The organism is Streptomyces sp. NPDC051133, from assembly GCF_040682635.1.
Taxonomy (GTDB): Bacteria; Actinomycetota; Actinomycetes; order Streptomycetales; family Streptomycetaceae; genus Streptomyces.
Genome location: NZ_JBFBBK010000016.1, coordinates 160,037 through 177,085 on the forward strand (window position 1 = coordinate 160,037; position 17,049 = coordinate 177,085).

Here is a 17,049-nt window from a genome sequence, read left to right on the forward strand (position 1 = left end):
ACGGTGCCAGGCATGGCAACGAAGACACAGGAAGGCGCCGAGGCCGGCACCGAGGCGCAGGGTGACGAGACGGTGGTGGACGCCACCACCGAGAGGGAAGCCGCGCGGGCGGACGCCGTCGAGGAGGAGACCCGCGCGGAGCGGGAGTCCGCGGCCGAGGAGGAACAGGAACCCGCGGCCGGTGCGGGGCAGCCGGAACCCGGGAAGGAGAAGACCCCCTCCGGGGTCGGCCAGGGCGCCGGTGCCGTCGTCTCCGCCGCGCTCGGCTTCGTCTCGCTCAGCGGCGGCTGGATCGGCACCGTCGCCGGTGCCCGCGAGCAGCTCGTCGGCCAGCTGCGGACCTCCTCCACCGCGGGCGTCGCCACCCAGATCAAGGCCGTCTACGGCAACGCCTGGCACACCACCGCCCTGTGGGCCGGCCTGTTCGCGCTGGCCGCGCTGCTCACCGGCGTGGTGGTGCTGGCCCGGCCCGCCTTCGGCACCCCCGGACGGCCGCAGGCCCCCTGGATCAAGTCGGTCGCCTGGGCGGGTGTCGTGCTCGGCGTCGTCGGTCTGCTCCTGGCCGTTTTGAAGTACTCCGACGCGCTGCTCGCCCTGCCCTCGGCGAGCTGAGAAACCGCAGGTCCCGAGGGGCCTTAGGGAATCCAAGCCCGCCTTACGGGCTCCCTAAGGCCCCTTACGCGCGCGTACGGCCCCGCGGCTGTCCGAAGATGCGGAACTCTCCCGATGTGGCGCACCCCCCTGGGGGACGAAGGTGGAGGCATCGCGAACAGCGAAGCACCACACCGACTCTCCGAAGGACACGCCATGTACCAGTTCGAGATCCACGAGATGCGTTCCGCCGAGCTGCGCCGCGTCGCCCAGCGGGAACGCCTGGCCCGCGAGGTCGCCCGCTCCCGCCGCGCCGCCCGCCGCACGGCCTCCGCCGGCGACGACGTCCCGGCCGCCGAGTCCCATAGCGACCGCCCGCGCCGGAACCGGCTGCCGCGCACGGCATGACCACCGTGCCCGCGGGCGCCGGCCGGGCCGGTGACGACGCGGTGGCGGGCCGCCCCACGGGGGTGGGCGGCCCGCCGCAGCGGGGCCGTACGACTCCCCGGAGGGGTCGTACGGCCCTTCCGTATGGAGGTACGACTCTCCCGACCACCGGTACGACGATCGCACCGGACCTGTGGAAAACCGCTGCCCCACCGCCCGGACCTCATGCGATGCTCGGCGTCGTGGAGAACAGGTCCGTGAGTCCCGTGTTCGTCGGCCGCACCGACGAGTTGGCCGTCTTGAAGGAGGCGCTCGCCCGTGCCGCCGGGGGAGAGCCGCAGGCGCTGCTGCTCGGCGGCGAGGCGGGCGTCGGCAAGACACGGCTCGTCGAGGAGTTCACCGGCGGCATGGCCCGGCCCGCCGTCGTGGCCGTCGGCGGCTGTGTGGAGATCGGCGCCGACGGCCTGCCGTTCGCCCCCTTCTCCAGTGCGCTGCGCGCCCTGCGCGACGCCCTGCCCGAGGAGTTCACCGCCGCGGCGACGGGACAGGAGGAGGAGCTGGCCCGGCTGCTGCCCGACCTGGGCGAGACCACCGCCGGCCGCCACGACGAACAGGGCATGGCCCGTCTGTTCGAGCTCACCGCCCGGCTGCTGGAGCGGGTCGCCGCCGACCACCCGGTCGTCCTCGTGCTGGAGGACCTGCACTGGGCCGACGCCTCCACCCGCCACCTGCTCGCCTATCTCTTCCGCACCCTGCGCTCCGGCCGGCTCCTCGTCCTCGCCAGCTACCGCTCCGACGACATCCACCGGCGCCACCCGCTGCGCCCCCTGCTCGCCGAACTCGACCGGCTGCGCACCGTCCGCCGCATCGAACTCGCCCGCTTCACCCGCGAGGAGGTCGGCCGCCAGATCGCCGGCATCCTCGCCGCCGAACCCGACCCGGCCCAGATCGACGACATCTTCGAACGCTCCGACGGCAACGCCTTCTTCGTCGAGGAACTCGCCGTCGCCGGCTGTGACGGCAACTGCACGGGCCTCACCGACTCCCTGCGCGACCTGCTCCTGGTCCGCGTCGAGGCGCTGCCCGAGAGCGCCCAGCGGGTCGCCCGGGTCGTCGCCGAGGGCGGCTCCACCGTGGAGTACCGGCTGATCGCGGCCGTCGCCCAGCTCCCCGAGGACGACCTCATCGACGCCCTGCGGGCCGCCGTCGGCGCCAACATCCTCACCGTCACCCCGGCCGGCGACGGCTACCGCTTCCGGCACTCCCTGGTCCGCGAGGCCGTCGCCGACGACCTGCTGCCCGGCGAACGCTCCCGGCTCAACCGCCGCTACGCCGAAGCCCTGGACGCCGACCCCACCCTCGTCAACGCCGACGCGCGCGTGATGCGCCTGGCCAGCTACTGGTACCACGCCCGCGACGCGGCCAAGGCCCTGCCCGCCGTCCTGGCCGCCTCCGTCGTCGCCCGCCGCCGGCACGCTTACACCGAACAACTCGGGCTCCTGGAAAGGGCGATGGAGCTGTGGGACAGCGCCCCCGAGGAGGTGCGCTCCGCCCTGCGCCCGGTCGACTACACCGAGGTCTATCCTCCCTGCGGCTGCGACCCGGCCACCACCCCGCTGCGCTATCTCGACCTGATGGCCGAGGCGGCCGTCGCAGGCCGCTTCGGCGGCGAACGCGAACGCGCCCTGAAGATCACCAAGCGGGCCCTGCGCCTGCTGGAGGACGAGCCGGACCCCCTGCGCGCCGCCTGGTTCTGGGTGCAGCGCTCCCGTCTCGTCCAGGCCCTGGCCCGCGGCGACGGCTGGCACGAACTGGGCACCGCTCAGGACCTGGTGCGCGGTCTGCCGCCGTCGGAGGTGCACGCCGAGGTCCTGGCCCTCGCCGCCAACTGGTCCATGCTGCACCGGCCGGGACCCGAGGCGTCCGCCGCCGCCGAGCAGGCCGTGGAGTACGCGCGCATGGTCGGCGCCCGCGACATCGAACTGCACGCCCGCCTCACCCTGGGCTGCCTGATGGTGGACGCCGGCGCCCACGAACCCGGACTCGCGGAGCTGCGGCAGGTCCTGCGGGACACCCTCGCGGAGGGCGTCCACCATGTCGCGGGCCGCGCCTATGTGAACCTGCCGTCCGAGCTGCAGAGCGTCGGCCGCGACCGGGAGGCGGCCCCCCTCCTGCGCGAGGGCATCGCCTTCACCCGCAAGTACGGCCTGCTGGACTCGGAGGCCTGGGTGTGGGGCAACCTGTCCGACGCGCTCTACTCGCTCGGCCAGTGGGAGGAGGCCGCCGAGGCCGCCGCCCACGCCACCCGGCGCGGACACAGCGCCAAGCCCCGCGGCGCCGGCGCCCTGCGGCTGGCCCATCTGTCCCTGGCCCGCGGGGACTTCGCGGAGGCCGGCCGCTGTCTCGCCGCGGCCCGCGCCCACTACGGCACCCACGACCCCATGCCCCAGCAGTCCCTGCCCCTGACCCGCATCGCCCTCGGGGTCGCCGCCGGGGAGGGACGCATCCTCGACGCCCGCGCCGAACTGCTCCACGCCCTGGAGATCGGCTTCCCGCCCGGCACCCACCGCTACGGCTGGCCCCTGCTGCTGGCCGCGGCCACCGCCGAGGCCGAGGCCCGCTCCCTCCCCGCAGCCCTGCCCGGCCGCGCCGAGATCCTCGACCGCCTCACGCGGACCGCCCGAACCCTCGCCACCGGCGCCCCCCTGTGGCACGCCTACAGCCAGGTCACCCGGGCCGAACTGCTGCGCGCGGAGGGCCGGGACACCGTCGCCACCTGGCTGCCGGTGGTCGCCGCCTTCGAGTGTCTGGACCGCCCCTACGACCTCGCCCGGGTCCGCCTCCGCCTCGCCGGGGCCCTCCTCGCAGCCGGTGGCGAGGAGGAACGCGACCGCGCGGTGGAACTGCTCCGCCCGGCCGCGGCGGTCGCCGCGCACCTCGACGCCCGCCCCCTCGCGGAGGCCGTCGCCCGGCTCGCCCAGCGCGCCCGCCTCCCCCTGACCGGCACCCCGCAGCCGGCCCTCACCCCCGCCGACCCGGCCGCGGCCCTCGGCCTGACCAGCCGGGAGCGCGACGTGCTGCGCCTGGTCTCGGCGGGCCGCACCAACCGTCAGATAGCCGAGGAGCTGTTCATCTCCCCGAAGACCGCGAGCGTCCACGTCTCCAACATCCTGAGCAAGCTGGGCGTCGCGGGCCGCGGGGAGGCAGCGGCGGTGGCGCACCGGCTGGGGCTCTTCCCGGCCGAGACGCTCCCTGCCGGAACGGCGGGCTGAGATCTACGCTGAAGAGGCCGGCAGGGGAGGAAACGGGGGGAGGGGCCGTGTTCGACGCCTTCGATGACCTGTTCGCGCCGGGCCGCAGACACACCCGGGACGAGCAGAACCGACTGGAGCTGACCCGCGAGGACGTCGGCGACGCCGACCCCGGCTCCGGTCCCATCGACCTCACCTCGGGGAAGGTGGTGATACGGCTTCCCGGATCACCACCCGCCGAGGCGGAGCCGAACGAGGACTGACCGCGCGCAGGGGCTATCTCACCTCCACCTCCAGCACCCGGTCGTCCCCCGTCTTCGGCCTCCCCCGGCCGTCCGTGTTGCTCGTCACCAGCCAGGCCTTGTCGCCGCCCGCCGCGACGACCGTGCGCAGCCGGCCGTACGTGCCGGTGAGGAAGGCCTGGGGCGCCGCCGAGGCCTCGGTGCCCTTCAGCGGGATCCGCCACAGGCGCTGTCCCTTCAGGCCCGCCATCCAGATCACGCCCTTCACGTAGGCGATGCCGCTGGGGGAGGCGTCGTCGGTGTGCCACTGGGCCACCGGGTTCTGGAAGCGGGCGTCGGAGGTCTTGCCCTCGGCGTCCGGCCAGCCGTAATCACCGCCCGGCTTGATCGCGTTCAGCTCGTCCCAGGTGTCCTGGCCGAACTCCGAGGCGAACAGCCGCTGTCTGCCGTCCCAGGCCAGGCCCTGCACGTTCCGGTGGCCGTAGGAGTACACCGGCGAGTCCGGGAACGGGTTGCCCGGAGCCGGGTCGCCCTCCGGGGTCAGGCGCAGGATCTTGCCCCCCAGGGACTTCTTGTCCTGCGCCAGGCCTCGGGCACCGCTCTCCCCGGTGCCCGCGTAGAGCATCCCGTCCGGGCCGAAGGCGATCCGGCCGCCGTTGTGGATCACGCCCTTGGGGATGCCCTTGAACACCGTGTCCGGGGCGCCCAGTTGCTCACCGGCCGGCTTGTGCTCGTCGTACAGCATGCGCACGATGCGGTTGTCCGAGGCCGAGGTGAAGTAGGCGTAGATCATGTGGTCCGAGGCGTAGTCGGGGGAGAGGGCGATGCCCAGCAGGCCGCCCTCGCCGCCCGGGGAGACCCCCGAGACCGTGCCCAGCTCGGTCTTCCGGCCCGTCTTCTCGTCGATCCGCGTGATCGTCCCGTCGTTGCGCGAGGAGACCAGCAGGCCTCCGCCGGGCAGCGGCGCCAGGCCCCACGGCGTCCTCAGCCCGTCGGCGACCGTGCGCAGCACCTTCACCGAACCCTTGGCCGGCGGGGCCGACTCGCCGGCCCCGGCGGAGGGGGCGCCGCCCGCTGCCGGACCTCTCGACGTCGCACCCCCGCCGGTGCCCGGGGGGCCTTGGCCGCCGGAGGAGCAGCCGGCCGTCAGCAGGAGGGCGGCCGCGGCCAACACGGCCGGCACAGCTCGACGTCGCACGATCATGGTCCCTTCGAGGCGCGGTCCCCTTCGGGGCCGCGGTCCGGCGGCGGTTCTCTCTCTCATACACCGCTCGCCCCGCCCGGGTGCCCGCTCCGCGAGGACCGACCGCCGAAATCTCCCGAGCCCGGGGACAGCGGGCGGCCCGAGCCGCGACCGGGAGGACGGACCGGCACCGTCGGCTCCGCCGACCGGGCCGTCCCGCCCCTGCCGATCCCGCCCCTCAGTCCCAGGACCCCTGTGCCGGTGGCAGTGCCGACGCCTCTTTCAGGTCCTCGTCGGTCAGGCGCAGGCCGGGTGCCGCCGCGTTCTCACGGGCCCAGCGTTCCCGCTTGGTGCCCGGCAGGGCGATCACGTGCCGGCCTTGGGCCAGTACCCAGGCCAGGGCCACCTGGGCCGGGGTCACCCCGTCGCCGTGCCGGCGGGCGATGCGGCGCAGGCCCGCGACGATCGGCTGGTTGGCCGCCATCATCTCGGCGGTGAAACGGGGGTGGCGGGCGCGCACGTCGTCCGGTTCGAACCCCTCGCCCGGGGTCAGCGTGCCGGTCAGGAAGCCGTTGCCCAGGGGCATCGCCGCCAGGAAGCCCACGCCCCGCGCCTGGCACCACGGCAGCAGCGCGTCCAGCGCCTCCGGCGACCACACCGACAGCTCCGCCTGCACCGCGGTCACCGGGAACACCTGCTGCACCCGCTGCAGCTGGCGCAGCGTCGCGTCGTACAGCCCCGAACCCGCCCGGCGCCCGCCGCGCGCCCCCACCGCGCACAGACCCAGCGCCCGCACCTTCCCGGCGCGCACCAGGTCCGCCATGGCGCCCCACGTCTCCTCCACGGGGACCTCGGGGTCGGCTCGGTGCAGCTGGTAGAGGTCGATCACATCCGTCTGCAGGCGGCGCAGCGAGGCGTCGCAGGCCCGCTTCACATAGCCCGGGCGGCCGTTGGCCACGATGTGCTGCTCGCCCACCAGCAGCCCCACCTTCGTGGACACGAACGCCTCCCGGCGCCGCTCCTTCAGCACCCGGCCCAGCAGCAGCTCGTTGGTGAACGGGCCGTACATGTCCGCCGTGTCCAGGAGGCCCGAGCCCAGGTCCAGCGCCCGGTGCACCGTTCTGAGCGACTCCTCGCCCCGCTGCCGTGACCCGCTGTACGCCCAGCTCATCGGCATGCACCCGAGTCCGACGGCCCCCACCACAAGCGCCCCCGCGCCGATCGTCCTGCGCTCCACCTGCTCGTGAACCTCCCTCTGCCCGGCCCCCAACCTAACCTCTGCGGGTTCGGTCCCTGACATAGCCTCCTTGCCATGACTGCAGACGTATGGCTTCCCATCCCGCCGGAGGAGATCGACGGACTCCCCGAGGGGCCCCGGTACCTGTTCTGGGACGGCGGCGCGGACGGTGAGCAGGAGTTCCCCGGGGACCCCGCGGACTGCGCCGTGTACGTGGTGCCGTACATGAAGCGGTACTCGGTCAGGGTGCGGCCGCTGGCGCGGCTGACCCGTGTCCGGCTCGTCCAGACGCTCACCGCGGGTGTCGACGACATGACCTCGCGGCTCACGGACATCGCGCCGGGCGTGCAGCTGTGCAACGCGCGCGGGGTGCACGAGGCGAGCACGGCCGAACTCGCGCTCACCCTGACCCTCGCCTCCCTGCGCGGCATCCCCGGTTTCGTCCGGGCCCAGGACCAGGGGCGCTGGGAGAGCGGGTTCCACCCCGCGCTCGCCGACAAGAACGTCCTCATCGTCGGCTACGGCGCCATCGGCGCCGCCATCGAGGACCGGCTCGAGCCCTTTGAAGTAGCGCGGGTGGCGCGCATCGCGCGCTCCCGGCGCACCACGGCGCGCGGGCTTGTGCACCCGATCACCGATGTGCTCTCTCTGCTTCCGGAAGCCGATGTCGTGATCCTCTCCATCCCCCTCAGCGAGGACACGCGGGGGCTGGTCGACGCCGAGTTCCTCGCGCAGATGAAGGACGGGGCGCTGCTGGTCAATGTCGCGCGCGGGCCCGTCGTGGACACCAAGGCGCTGCTCGCCGAGGTGGAGGGCGGCCGGATCACCGCCGCCCTGGACGTCACCGACCCCGAGCCGCTGCCGCCCGGACACCCCTTGTGGCAGGCGCCCGGCGTGCTCATCAGCCCGCACGTCGGCGGCCCGTCCTCGGCCTTCCTGCCGCGCGCCAAGCGACTGCTGGTCGACCAGCTGACCCGTTTCGTGAACCGGGAGCCCCTGCGCAACGTGATCCTGACGACGGCCGCGGACGGCCGGTAGTCCGGTTCCCGCACCCTCCGCAACCTCTCGGACGCGGCCCGTACGCGCATCCCCGCTGGTCGTCACGGAGCGTAGAGAAGCTATGTCCCTGAGTGACGATCCTGGTGTATCGTCCCCGACAGGGGCTGCGCCGCCGACGTTCGGCGCCGGGGATGGACATTTCAGATTTTGTGAGGGGGGCGACGGGCGATGCACGGCCTATGGACGAACGATCCGACGCGGCGGAGCCGCCGACGGCGACCCTGGCGCACGGCCGCGCGCAGGCGCGGCCATCACACCAGCCACCACAGCCACCACCCGCGCAGGCACAGCGGCCGCCGCAGGCATGCGCACCCAGCGCACCGGGGCCGGGACGCGGGAGCGACGCGGAGCGGGAGGCCCCGGTGAGCGCGCCGCCCTCCGTGACGACCACCCTCGAGGAAGCGGTGCGCGCACCGCACCCGCAGGACGCGCCGCCGCGCCGCCGGCCGGCCCCCGGTGAGGGCACGCGGCTGACGGAGCAGCTCGTCCTCGCCCTGATCTGCGCGGCCTACGCCGTCGGCGCCGCGTGCGACTGGGGTACGGAGGAAGTCGCCTTGATCATGGGTGACTTCGGGCTGTCCGCAGCGGCGGGCACCGCCGCCGTCTCCTGCTTCGTGTACGCCCGCAGCCGGCGCGTCCGCTTCCGCTCCGCCTGGCTGCTGTTCGCCCTCTCCTCGGCGATGGCGGCCCTCGGCAACGCCGTCTGGGGGTGGTACGAGGTCGTCCTCGGTGTCGACGTCCCCGCGGTCAGCTGGGCCAACCTGTTCTTCCTGTGCTTCGCGCCGCCCGCGATCGTGGGCCTGCTGGTCCTCGCCAAGCGGCCCGTGACCAAGGCCGGCTGGATCTGCCTCGGACTGGACGCCTGGCTGATCGGCGGCTCGCTGCTCACCCTGTCGTGGAGCCTCGCGCTCGCACAGGCGGCCCGGTTCGACGGGCCGAGCGTGGCACACACCGCGCTGTCGCTGGCGTACCCGCTGCTCGACATCGCGCTCGTCAGCATGGTCCTCGCGCTGCACTTCCGCCGCTCCCCGGGCAACCGCACGGCGGTGAACACCGCGATCGGCGCGCTGGCGCTGACCGTGATGTGCGACGCGCTGTTCACGTCGCCGCTGCTGCACAGCAGTTACCACTCCGGGCAGCTGCTCGACGCGGGCTGGTTCGCCGGCTCCCTGCTGCTCGCCTACGCCCCCTGGGCCGCACCCCGGCGCCGGACCGCGCACGAAGCGCACGCCGGGGACGGGCACACCCGCGTGGTCCACGAGCACGTGCCCGGACAGCGCGGCACCGCACACCATCACGTCACCGCGCCCGCGCCCGCGCCGGGAAGCGACCACGTCCGCTACCCGTCCGGACGGCCGATCACCGGCTCCCTCGCCGCGCTCACGCCGTACCTCGCCGCCGCCGTGTGCACCCTGGGCATCCTGTACAACGTCCTCAACGGCCGCAGACCCGACCACGTGGTACTGATCACCGCGGGAGCAGTGGTGCTCGCGCTCGTCATCCGGCAGGGCATCATGCTGCTGGACAACATCACCCTCACCCAGGAACTGGCGCAGAAGGAGAACCACTTCCGCTCCCTGGTGCAGGGCTCCAGCGACGTCATCATGATCGCCGCCCCCAACGGCATCCTCCGGTACGTCTCCCCGGCCGCCGCCGGGGTGTACGGCCGGCCCGCCGAAGATCTGGTCGGCACCGAACTGGCCGCGCTGATCCACCCGGAGGACCTGGGCTGCGTGGTGCACGAGGTGCGCCGCTTCCTCGCCGCCAGCCCGCTGGAGGAGGCCACCACCCGCATCGAGTGCCGGTTCCGTTCCGGCGACGGCGGCTGGCTCAACGTCGAGTCGACCGTCAACCGGCACCACGGCGGTCTGATCTTCAACAGCCGGGACGTGACCGAAAGGGTGCGGCTGCAGGCGCAGCTGCAGCACAACGCCGAGCACGACCCGCTGACCGACCTGCCCAACCGCGCGCTGTTCACCCGGCGTGTGCAGCAGGCCCTGTCCGGCCGCCGTGCCACCGACCGGGGCGCCGCCCTGCGCGGTACGGCGGTGCTCTTCATCGACCTGGACGGCTTCAAGGCCGTCAACGACACCATCGGGCACCAGGCCGGGGACGAACTCCTCGTCCAGGCCGCCCGCAGGCTCCAGGACGCGGTCCGGCAGGGCGACACCGCGTCCCGGCTGGGCGGCGACGAGTTCGCGGCCCTGATCGCCGGGGACGGAACCCGCGACCGTACCGCCCGGGAGCGCAACATCCTGGAGCTCGCCGACCGCCTCAGGACGACCCTCTCCCAGCCGTACGCCATCGACGGCAACGACGTCCGGGTCAACGCCTCCATCGGCGTGGCCTTCGCCGAACCGGGCCTCGGCGCGGGCGAGCTGCTGCGCAACGCCGACCTCGCGATGTACCGCGCGAAGTCGGCCGGAAAGGGCCGGGTCGAGTTGTACCGGCCGCAGATGCAGCAGGACGTCGTCCGCAAGGCGGAGCTCGCCACGCGCCTGCGGGCCGCGCTGCACGACGGCGAGTTCGCGCTGCTCCACCAGCCGGTGGTGTGCCTCGCGGACGGCCGGATCACGGCGGTCTCCGCGCAGGCGCGCTGGCGCTCCTCCCAGGGCGTGCTGTTCACCCCCGCCGAGTTCCTGCGGGTGACCGAGGACGGCGACAAGACCGCCGAGCTGGACCGCTGGGTCCTGCGCGAGGCCGTCGAGCTGGCCGCCGAGCGGGCCGCGAGCGGACTGGTCGTGCCGGTGGCCGTCCGGATGAGCGCGCGGCGGCTGCTGGACCGCTCGATGCCGCTGGGCTCGGTGGAGGCGCTGCTGACCCGGCACGGGCTGCCGCCCGGGGCCCTGGTCATCGAGCTGTGCGACACCGATCCGAGGGTGTCCCTGGAGGAGCTGGAGCGGCGGCTGACCGCGCTGAACCGGCTCGGGGTGCGGATCGCGCTGGACGGCTTCGGCAGCGGCTACGCGGCCATCACGGCCCTCAGAAGGCTCCCCGTGGACATCCTCAAGCTCGACCGCGGCCTGGTCGAGGGAGTCGTCGAGTCCGCGCGGCTGCACAAGATCACCAGTGGTCTGCTGCGGATCGCCGGCGATCTCGGACTGCGGTCGGTGGCCGAGGGTGTGGACCTCCCGGAGCAGGTCGTCGCGCTGCGCGCGATGGGCTGCACACACGGGCAGGGCAGCGCCTTCGCGGGGGCGCTGGACGAGTACCGGCTGCGCCGGGCGCTCGGTTCCGGCCATTATCCGGTGCCGCACGCACCGGCCGAACCGGCGTTCGCGGGCAAGGGTGCCGGGGTGTACACAGGGGGTGTGTCCGCTGTCATCGGAGGCGGCAGTGCCCTGCGTTCACATTCTGAGACGCCTGTCCCACCTACTTGACACGTGGTGCGTGCCGGGGGGAGGGTCAGTGCCATGCGCACCCGAATTCTCGTACTTGGACAGCGCGTCGGCTGAGCTGGGACGCACCGGAGGACGATCCGGAAACCCCAGCGACCTCACCGGCGCGCTCCCCTCGCTTGCCTTACGGCACGAGGGGTTTTTTGTTGCACGAGCACCTTTCGTGCAGCGCGTGAACTCCGCCCAAACCTCGCAAAAACCCTCAGCATCGAGAAGAGAATGCCGATGACCGAGCAGGCCACCGGGGCCCATCCGCAGCCGCGGCCCCGATCCGGAGGACAGCAGTCCGCCCCCGTCGAGCACGTGACGGGTGCGAAGTCCCTCATCCGCTCCCTCGAGGAGGTCGGCGCGGACACGGTATTCGGCATTCCGGGCGGGGCGATCCTTCCGGCGTACGACCCGCTGATGGACTCGACCCGGGTGCGCCACGTCCTGGTCCGGCATGAGCAGGGTGCCGGTCATGCGGCCACCGGCTATGCGCAGGCCACCGGCAAGGTGGGTGTCTGCATGGCGACGTCCGGCCCCGGTGCCACCAACCTGGTGACGCCGATCGCGGACGCGCACATGGACTCCGTCCCGATGGTGGCGATCACCGGCCAGGTCGCCTCGAAGTCGATCGGTACGGACGCCTTCCAGGAGGCGGACATCGTGGGCATCACGATGCCGATCACGAAGCACAACTTCCTGGTCACCAAGGCCGAGGACATCCCGCGGGTGATCGCGCAGGCGTTCCACATCGCCTCCACCGGCCGGCCCGGCCCGGTCCTGGTCGACATCGCCAAGGACGCCCTCCAGGCGAAGACCACGTTCTCCTGGCCGCCCGTCATGGACCTGCCCGGCTACCGTCCGGTGACCAAGCCGCACGCCAAGCAGATCCGCGAGGCCGCCAAGCTGATCACCTCCGCGAAGCGGCCGGTCCTCTACGTCGGCGGCGGCGTGCTGAAGGCCGGGGCCACGGCCGAGCTGAAGGTCCTCGCAGAACTCACCGGAGCGCCCGTCACCACCACGCTGATGGCGCTCGGCGCGTTCCCCGACAGCCACCCGCTGCACGTGGGAATGCCGGGCATGCACGGTGCGGTCACCGCCGTCACCGCGCTGCAGAAGGCCGACCTGATCGTCGCCCTCGGAGCCCGCTTCGACGACCGTGTCACCGGCAAGCTGGACAGCTTCGCCCCGTACGCCAAGATCGTCCACGCCGACATCGACCCGGCGGAGATCGGCAAGAACCGCGCGGCGGACGTGCCGATCGTCGGTGACGCCCGCGAGGTCATCGCCGACCTGGTGCAGGCGGTGCAGAAGGAGCACAGCGAGGGCAACCAGGGCGACTACACCGCCTGGTGGAGCGACCTGAACCGCTGGCGCGAGACCTACCCGCTGGGCTACGACCAGCCGGAGGACGGCTCGCTGTCCCCGCAGGCGGTGATCGAGCGCATCGGACAGCTCGCCCCGGAGGGGACGATCTTCGCGGCCGGTGTGGGCCAGCACCAGATGTGGTCCGCGCACTTCATCCAGTACGACAAGCCCGCCACCTGGCTGAACTCCGGCGGCGCCGGAACCATGGGCTACGCGGTCCCGGCCGCGATGGGCGCCAAGGCCGGTCAGCCGGGGCAGACGGTCTGGGCGATCGACGGTGACGGCTGCTTCCAGATGACCAATCAGGAGCTGACCACCTGTGCGCTGAACAACATCCCGATCAAGGTCGCCGTCATCAACAACGGCGCGCTGGGGATGGTCCGTCAGTGGCAGACCCTGTTCTACAACCAGCGGTACTCCAACACCGTGCTGCACAGCGGCCCCGACGACATCAACCCGGAGGCCAAGGGCACGCGCGTGCCGGACTTCGTGAAGCTGTCCGAGGCGATGGGCTGTGTGGGCCTGCGCTGCGAGCGCCCCGAGGACCTCGACAAGGTCATCGCGGAGGCGAACTCCATCAACGACCGCCCGGTCGTCGTCGACTTCATCGTCCACGAGGACGCGATGGTCTGGCCGATGGTCGCCGCCGGCACCTCCAACGACGAGATCATGGCCGCCCGGGACGTCCGCCCCGACTTCGGCGACAACGAAGACGACTGAGCGAGGAAGAGCAGAGAACCATGTCCAAGCACACGCTCTCCGTCCTGGTGGAGAACACGCCGGGCATCCTCGCCCGGATCGCCGCGCTGTTCTCCCGCCGCGGCTTCAACATCGACTCGCTCGCGGTCGGTGTCACCGAGCACCCCGACATCTCCCGCATCACCATCGTGGTGAACGTCGAGGACCTGCCGCTGGAGCAGGTGACCAAGCAGCTCAACAAGCTGGTCAACGTCCTGAAGATCGTCGAGCTGGAGCCCGGCCAGGCCGTTCAGCGCGAACTCGTTCTGGTGAAGGTCCGCGCCGACAACGAGACCCGGTCCCAGATCGTGGAGATTGTCCAGCTGTTCCGCGCCAAGACCGTCGACGTCTCCCCGGAGGCCGTCACCATCGAGGCCACCGGATCGAGTGACAAGCTGTCCGCCATGCTCAAGATGCTGGAGCCGTACGGCATCAAGGAGCTGGTCCAGTCCGGCACGATCGCCATCGGCCGCGGCGCCCGCTCCATCACGGACCGCTCGCTGCGCGCGCTCGACCGAACCGCGTGACGCTGGATACGGGCGGTCTCGACGGCCGCCCGTATGCCGAGACCCCGAAACTTCCTTCCCTCCCACCGGCATACGGTGGGACGCACCACCTGCACACAAGGAGAGAACCCAAAGTGGCCGAGCTGTTCTACGACGCTGACGCCGACCTGTCCATCATCCAGGGCCGCAAGGTCGCGGTCATCGGCTACGGCAGCCAGGGCCACGCCCACGCGCTGTCGCTGCGTGACTCGGGTGTCGACGTGCGTGTCGGTCTGCACGAGGGCTCGAAGTCCAAGGCGAAGGCCGAAGAGCAGGGCCTGCGCGTGGTGACGCCGGCGGAGGCCGCCGCCGAGGCCGACGTGATCATGATCCTGGTGCCGGACCCGATCCAGGCGCAGGTCTACGAGGAGTCCATCGCCCCGCACCTGAAGGACGGCGACGCGCTGTTCTTCGGCCACGGCTTCAACATCCGCTTCGGCTTCATCAAGCCCCCGGCCGGCGTGGACGTCTGCATGGTCGCCCCCAAGGGCCCGGGCCACCTGGTGCGCCGCCAGTACGAGGAGGGCCGCGGCGTCCCGTGCATCGCGGCCGTGGAGCAGGACGCCTCCGGCGACGCGTTCGCGCTCGCGCTGTCGTACGCCAAGGGCATCGGCGGCACCCGTGCGGGTGTCATCAAGACGACCTTCACCGAGGAGACCGAGACCGACCTGTTCGGTGAGCAGGCCGTGCTGTGCGGCGGTACGGCGGCGCTGGTCAAGGCGGGCTTCGAGACGCTGACCGAGGCCGGCTACCAGCCGGAGATCGCGTACTTCGAGTGCCTGCACGAGCTGAAGCTGATCGTGGACCTCATGTACGAGGGCGGCCTGGAGAAGATGCGCTGGTCGATCTCCGAGACCGCCGAGTGGGGCGACTACGTCACCGGCCCGCGGATCATCACCGACGCCACCAAGGCCGAGATGAAGAAGGTCCTCGCCGAGATCCAGGACGGCACCTTCGCCCAGAACTGGATGGACGAGTACCACGGCGGCCTGAAGAAGTACAACGAGTACAAGCAGCAGGACTCCGAGCACCTGCTGGAGACCACCGGCAAGCAGCTGCGCAAGCTGATGAGCTGGGTGAACGAGGAGGCGTAAGCCTCGCGCACGGGGGTCGGGGCACACTGCTCCGGCCCCCGTCGTCCATCCCGCGGGAAGCCTCCATACAAAATGGAGTTTCCCGTCCGGGTGATCCTTCCGTAGAGGCGCAATGCGACACCGGACCCGCCACTACACTTCTGCACAACACGCGTCAGGCCCACAGCGTCGTGCGTCTTCCGCGGCTAGCCCCCCTCCTCCGCCTGCGGCCGTCGGGACGGCCGTCCGCATGCTCTGGACTTGTGAGGACCTCACGTGAGCTCGAAACCTGTCGTACTCATCGCTGAAGAGCTGTCGCCCGCGACCGTCGACGCACTCGGCCCGGACTTCGAGATCCGGCACTGCAACGGCGCGGACCGAGCCGAACTGCTCCCCGCGATCGCCGACGTCGACGCGATCCTGATCCGCTCCGCCACCAAGGTCGACGCCGAGGCCATCGCCGCGGCGAAGAAGCTCAAGGTCGTCGCGCGGGCCGGCGTCGGCCTGGACAACGTCGACGTCTCCGCCGCCACCAAGGCCGGCGTGATGGTCGTGAACGCCCCGACCTCCAACATCGTGACCGCCGCCGAGCTGGCCTGTGGTCTGATCCTCGCCACCGCGCGCAACATCCCGCAGGCCAACGCCGCGCTGAAGAACGCCGAGTGGAAGCGCAGCAAGTACACCGGTGTGGAGCTCGCCGAGAAGACGCTCGGCGTCGTGGGCCTCGGCCGCATCGGCGCCCTCGTCGCGCAGCGCATGTCCGCCTTCGGCATGAAGGTCGTCGCCTACGACCCCTACGTGCAGCCGGCGCGGGCCGCGCAGATGGGCGTCAAGGTGCTGTCCCTGGACGAGCTGCTGGAGGTCTCCGACTTCATCACCGTCCACCTGCCCAAGACCCCCGAGACGCTCGGCCTGATCGGCGACGAGGCGCTGCGCAAGGTCAAGCCGACCGTGCGCGTGGTCAACGCCGCGCGCGGCGGCATCGTCGACGAGGCGGCGCTGTACGCGGCGCTGAAGGAGGGCCGGGTCGCCGGCGCCGGCCTCGACGTGTACGCCAAGGAGCCGTGCACGGACTCGCCGCTGTTCGAGCTGGACCAGGTCGTCTGCACGCCGCACCTCGGCGCCTCCACCGACGAGGCCCAGGAGAAGGCCGGTATCGCCGTCGCCAGGTCGGTGCGTCTCGCCCTCGCCGGCGAGCTGGTGCCGGACGCGGTGAACGTCCAGGGCGGTGTCATCGCCGAGGACGTCAAGCCGGGTCTGCCGCTCGCCGAGCGCCTCGGCCGCATCTTCACCGCGCTCGCGGGCGAGGTCGCGGTCCGCCTCGACGTCGAGGTCTACGGCGAGATCACCCAGCACGACGTGAAGGTGCTGGAGCTGTCCGCGCTCAAGGGTGTCTTCGAGGACGTCGTCGACGAGACGGTGTCGTACGTCAACGCCCCGCTGTTCGCGCAGGAGCGCGGTGTCGAGGTGCGCCTGACCACCAGCTCGGAGTCGGCCGACCACCGCAACGTGGTGACCGTGCGCGGCACGCTGGGCACCGGCGAGGAGGTGTCGGTCTCCGGCACGCTGGCCGGCCCCAAGCACGTCCAGAAGATCGTCGCGGTCGGCGACTACGACGTCGACCTCGCGCTCGCCGACCACATGGTCGTCCTGCGCTACGAGGACCGTCCGGGTGTCGTCGGCACCGTCGGCCGCATCCTCGGCGAGGCGGGCATCAACATCGCCGGCATGCAGGTCGCCCGTGCGGCGGTGGGCGGCGAGGCGCTCGCGGTGCTGACCGTGGACGACACGGTGACCTCCGGCGTGCTGGCCGAGGTCGCCGCGGAGATCGGGGCCACCTCGGCCAGGTCGGTGAACCTGGTCTGAGTGTCCTGAACACGCCGGACGGGCCGAGGAGCAGCGCGCCCGCGCCGGGGGCGCCGCACGGACTGCTCGCCAAGGTCACCAAGGTGCTCGGTGAGACGGACCACGGCACCGAGGTGCAGACGGAAC

Annotated in this window: 12 protein-coding genes; 10 read left to right on the plus strand and 2 right to left on the minus strand. The window is 72.2% G+C overall.

Annotated features, from left to right (window positions below; translation table 11 throughout):
* Positions 1 to 12: 12 nt before the first annotated feature.
* The 4 genes from AB0N17_RS18725 (at position 13) to AB0N17_RS18740 (ending at position 4,492) form a co-directional block, all read left to right on the plus strand.
* Positions 13 to 612, plus strand: coding sequence for a hypothetical protein (locus tag AB0N17_RS18725; protein WP_366012446.1), 600 nt, complete (start codon positions 13 to 15; stop codon positions 610 to 612).
* Positions 613 to 807: 195 nt separating this feature from the next.
* On the plus strand, positions 808 to 999 hold the full coding sequence (locus AB0N17_RS18730) for a hypothetical protein (RefSeq protein WP_366012447.1): 192 nt from the start codon (positions 808 to 810) through the stop codon (positions 997 to 999).
* A gap of 209 nt (positions 1,000 to 1,208) precedes the next feature.
* The gene (locus AB0N17_RS18735) at positions 1,209 to 4,250 is read left to right on the plus strand and encodes an AAA family ATPase (RefSeq protein WP_366012448.1); all 3,042 of its coding nucleotides are present in this window, start codon (positions 1,209 to 1,211) and stop codon (positions 4,248 to 4,250) included.
* 47 nt (positions 4,251 to 4,297) lie between these two features.
* Positions 4,298 to 4,492 carry a DUF6191 domain-containing protein gene (locus tag AB0N17_RS18740; RefSeq protein WP_366012449.1) on the plus strand — a complete coding sequence of 65 codons (195 nt, stop codon included), beginning with the start codon at positions 4,298 to 4,300 and terminating at the stop codon, positions 4,490 to 4,492.
* A gap of 13 nt (positions 4,493 to 4,505) precedes the next feature.
* On the opposite strand, the gene AB0N17_RS18745 is transcribed toward AB0N17_RS18740, so the two are convergent.
* The gene (locus tag AB0N17_RS18745; RefSeq protein ID WP_366012450.1) at positions 4,506 to 5,675 is read right to left on the minus strand and encodes a PQQ-dependent sugar dehydrogenase; all 1,170 of its coding nucleotides are present in this window, start codon (positions 5,673 to 5,675) and stop codon (positions 4,506 to 4,508) included.
* 217 nt (positions 5,676 to 5,892) lie between these two features.
* On the minus strand, positions 5,893 to 6,891 hold the full coding sequence (locus AB0N17_RS18750; RefSeq protein ID WP_366012451.1) for an aldo/keto reductase: 999 nt from the start codon (positions 6,889 to 6,891) through the stop codon (positions 5,893 to 5,895).
* A 75-nt stretch (positions 6,892 to 6,966) separates the two neighbouring features.
* On the opposite strand from AB0N17_RS18750, the gene AB0N17_RS18755 reads away from it, so the two are divergent.
* The 6 genes from AB0N17_RS18755 (at position 6,967) to serA (ending at position 16,923) form a co-directional block, all read left to right on the plus strand.
* The gene (locus tag AB0N17_RS18755; RefSeq protein WP_366012452.1) at positions 6,967 to 7,929 is read left to right on the plus strand and encodes a 2-hydroxyacid dehydrogenase; all 963 of its coding nucleotides are present in this window, start codon (positions 6,967 to 6,969) and stop codon (positions 7,927 to 7,929) included.
* A 383-nt stretch (positions 7,930 to 8,312) separates the two neighbouring features.
* Positions 8,313 to 11,330 (plus strand): EAL domain-containing protein, encoded by a 3,018-nt coding sequence (locus AB0N17_RS18760; RefSeq protein WP_366012453.1) that lies wholly within the window; start codon positions 8,313 to 8,315, stop codon positions 11,328 to 11,330.
* A gap of 243 nt (positions 11,331 to 11,573) precedes the next feature.
* Entirely contained in the window at positions 11,574 to 13,421 is a 1,848-nt protein-coding gene (locus AB0N17_RS18765) for an acetolactate synthase large subunit (RefSeq protein WP_366012454.1), read from the plus strand.
* A gap of 20 nt (positions 13,422 to 13,441) precedes the next feature.
* Entirely contained in the window at positions 13,442 to 13,966 is a 525-nt protein-coding gene (ilvN, locus tag AB0N17_RS18770) for an acetolactate synthase small subunit (RefSeq protein ID WP_030793132.1), read from the plus strand.
* A 113-nt stretch (positions 13,967 to 14,079) separates the two neighbouring features.
* Complete coding sequence (gene ilvC, locus AB0N17_RS18775; protein WP_366012455.1) at positions 14,080 to 15,078, plus strand: ketol-acid reductoisomerase; 999 nt, start codon at positions 14,080 to 14,082, stop codon at positions 15,076 to 15,078.
* Between the two features lie 255 nt (positions 15,079 to 15,333).
* Positions 15,334 to 16,923, plus strand: coding sequence for a phosphoglycerate dehydrogenase (gene serA, locus AB0N17_RS18780; protein WP_366012456.1), 1,590 nt, complete (start codon positions 15,334 to 15,336; stop codon positions 16,921 to 16,923).
* The last annotated feature ends 126 nt before the right edge of the window (positions 16,924 to 17,049 follow it).

What these genes read in the sequence shown, in the direction of transcription:
- AB0N17_RS18725 (WP_366012446.1), top strand. Translation starts at nt 13, where the DNA reads ATGGCAACGAAGACACAGGAAGGCGCCGAGGCCGGCACCGAGGCGCAG.
- AB0N17_RS18730 (WP_366012447.1), top strand. Translation starts at nt 808, where the DNA reads ATGTACCAGTTCGAGATCCACGAGATGCGTTCCGCCGAGCTGCGCCGC.
- AB0N17_RS18735 (WP_366012448.1), top strand. Translation starts at nt 1,209, where the DNA reads ATGCTCGGCGTCGTGGAGAACAGGTCCGTGAGTCCCGTGTTCGTCGGC.
- AB0N17_RS18745 (WP_366012450.1), bottom strand. Translation starts at nt 5,675, where the DNA reads ATGATCGTGCGACGTCGAGCTGTGCCGGCCGTGTTGGCCGCGGCCGCC.
- AB0N17_RS18755 (WP_366012452.1), top strand. Translation starts at nt 6,967, where the DNA reads ATGACTGCAGACGTATGGCTTCCCATCCCGCCGGAGGAGATCGACGGA.
- AB0N17_RS18765 (WP_366012454.1), top strand. Translation starts at nt 11,574, where the DNA reads ATGACCGAGCAGGCCACCGGGGCCCATCCGCAGCCGCGGCCCCGATCC.
- ilvN (WP_030793132.1), top strand. Translation starts at nt 13,442, where the DNA reads ATGTCCAAGCACACGCTCTCCGTCCTGGTGGAGAACACGCCGGGCATC.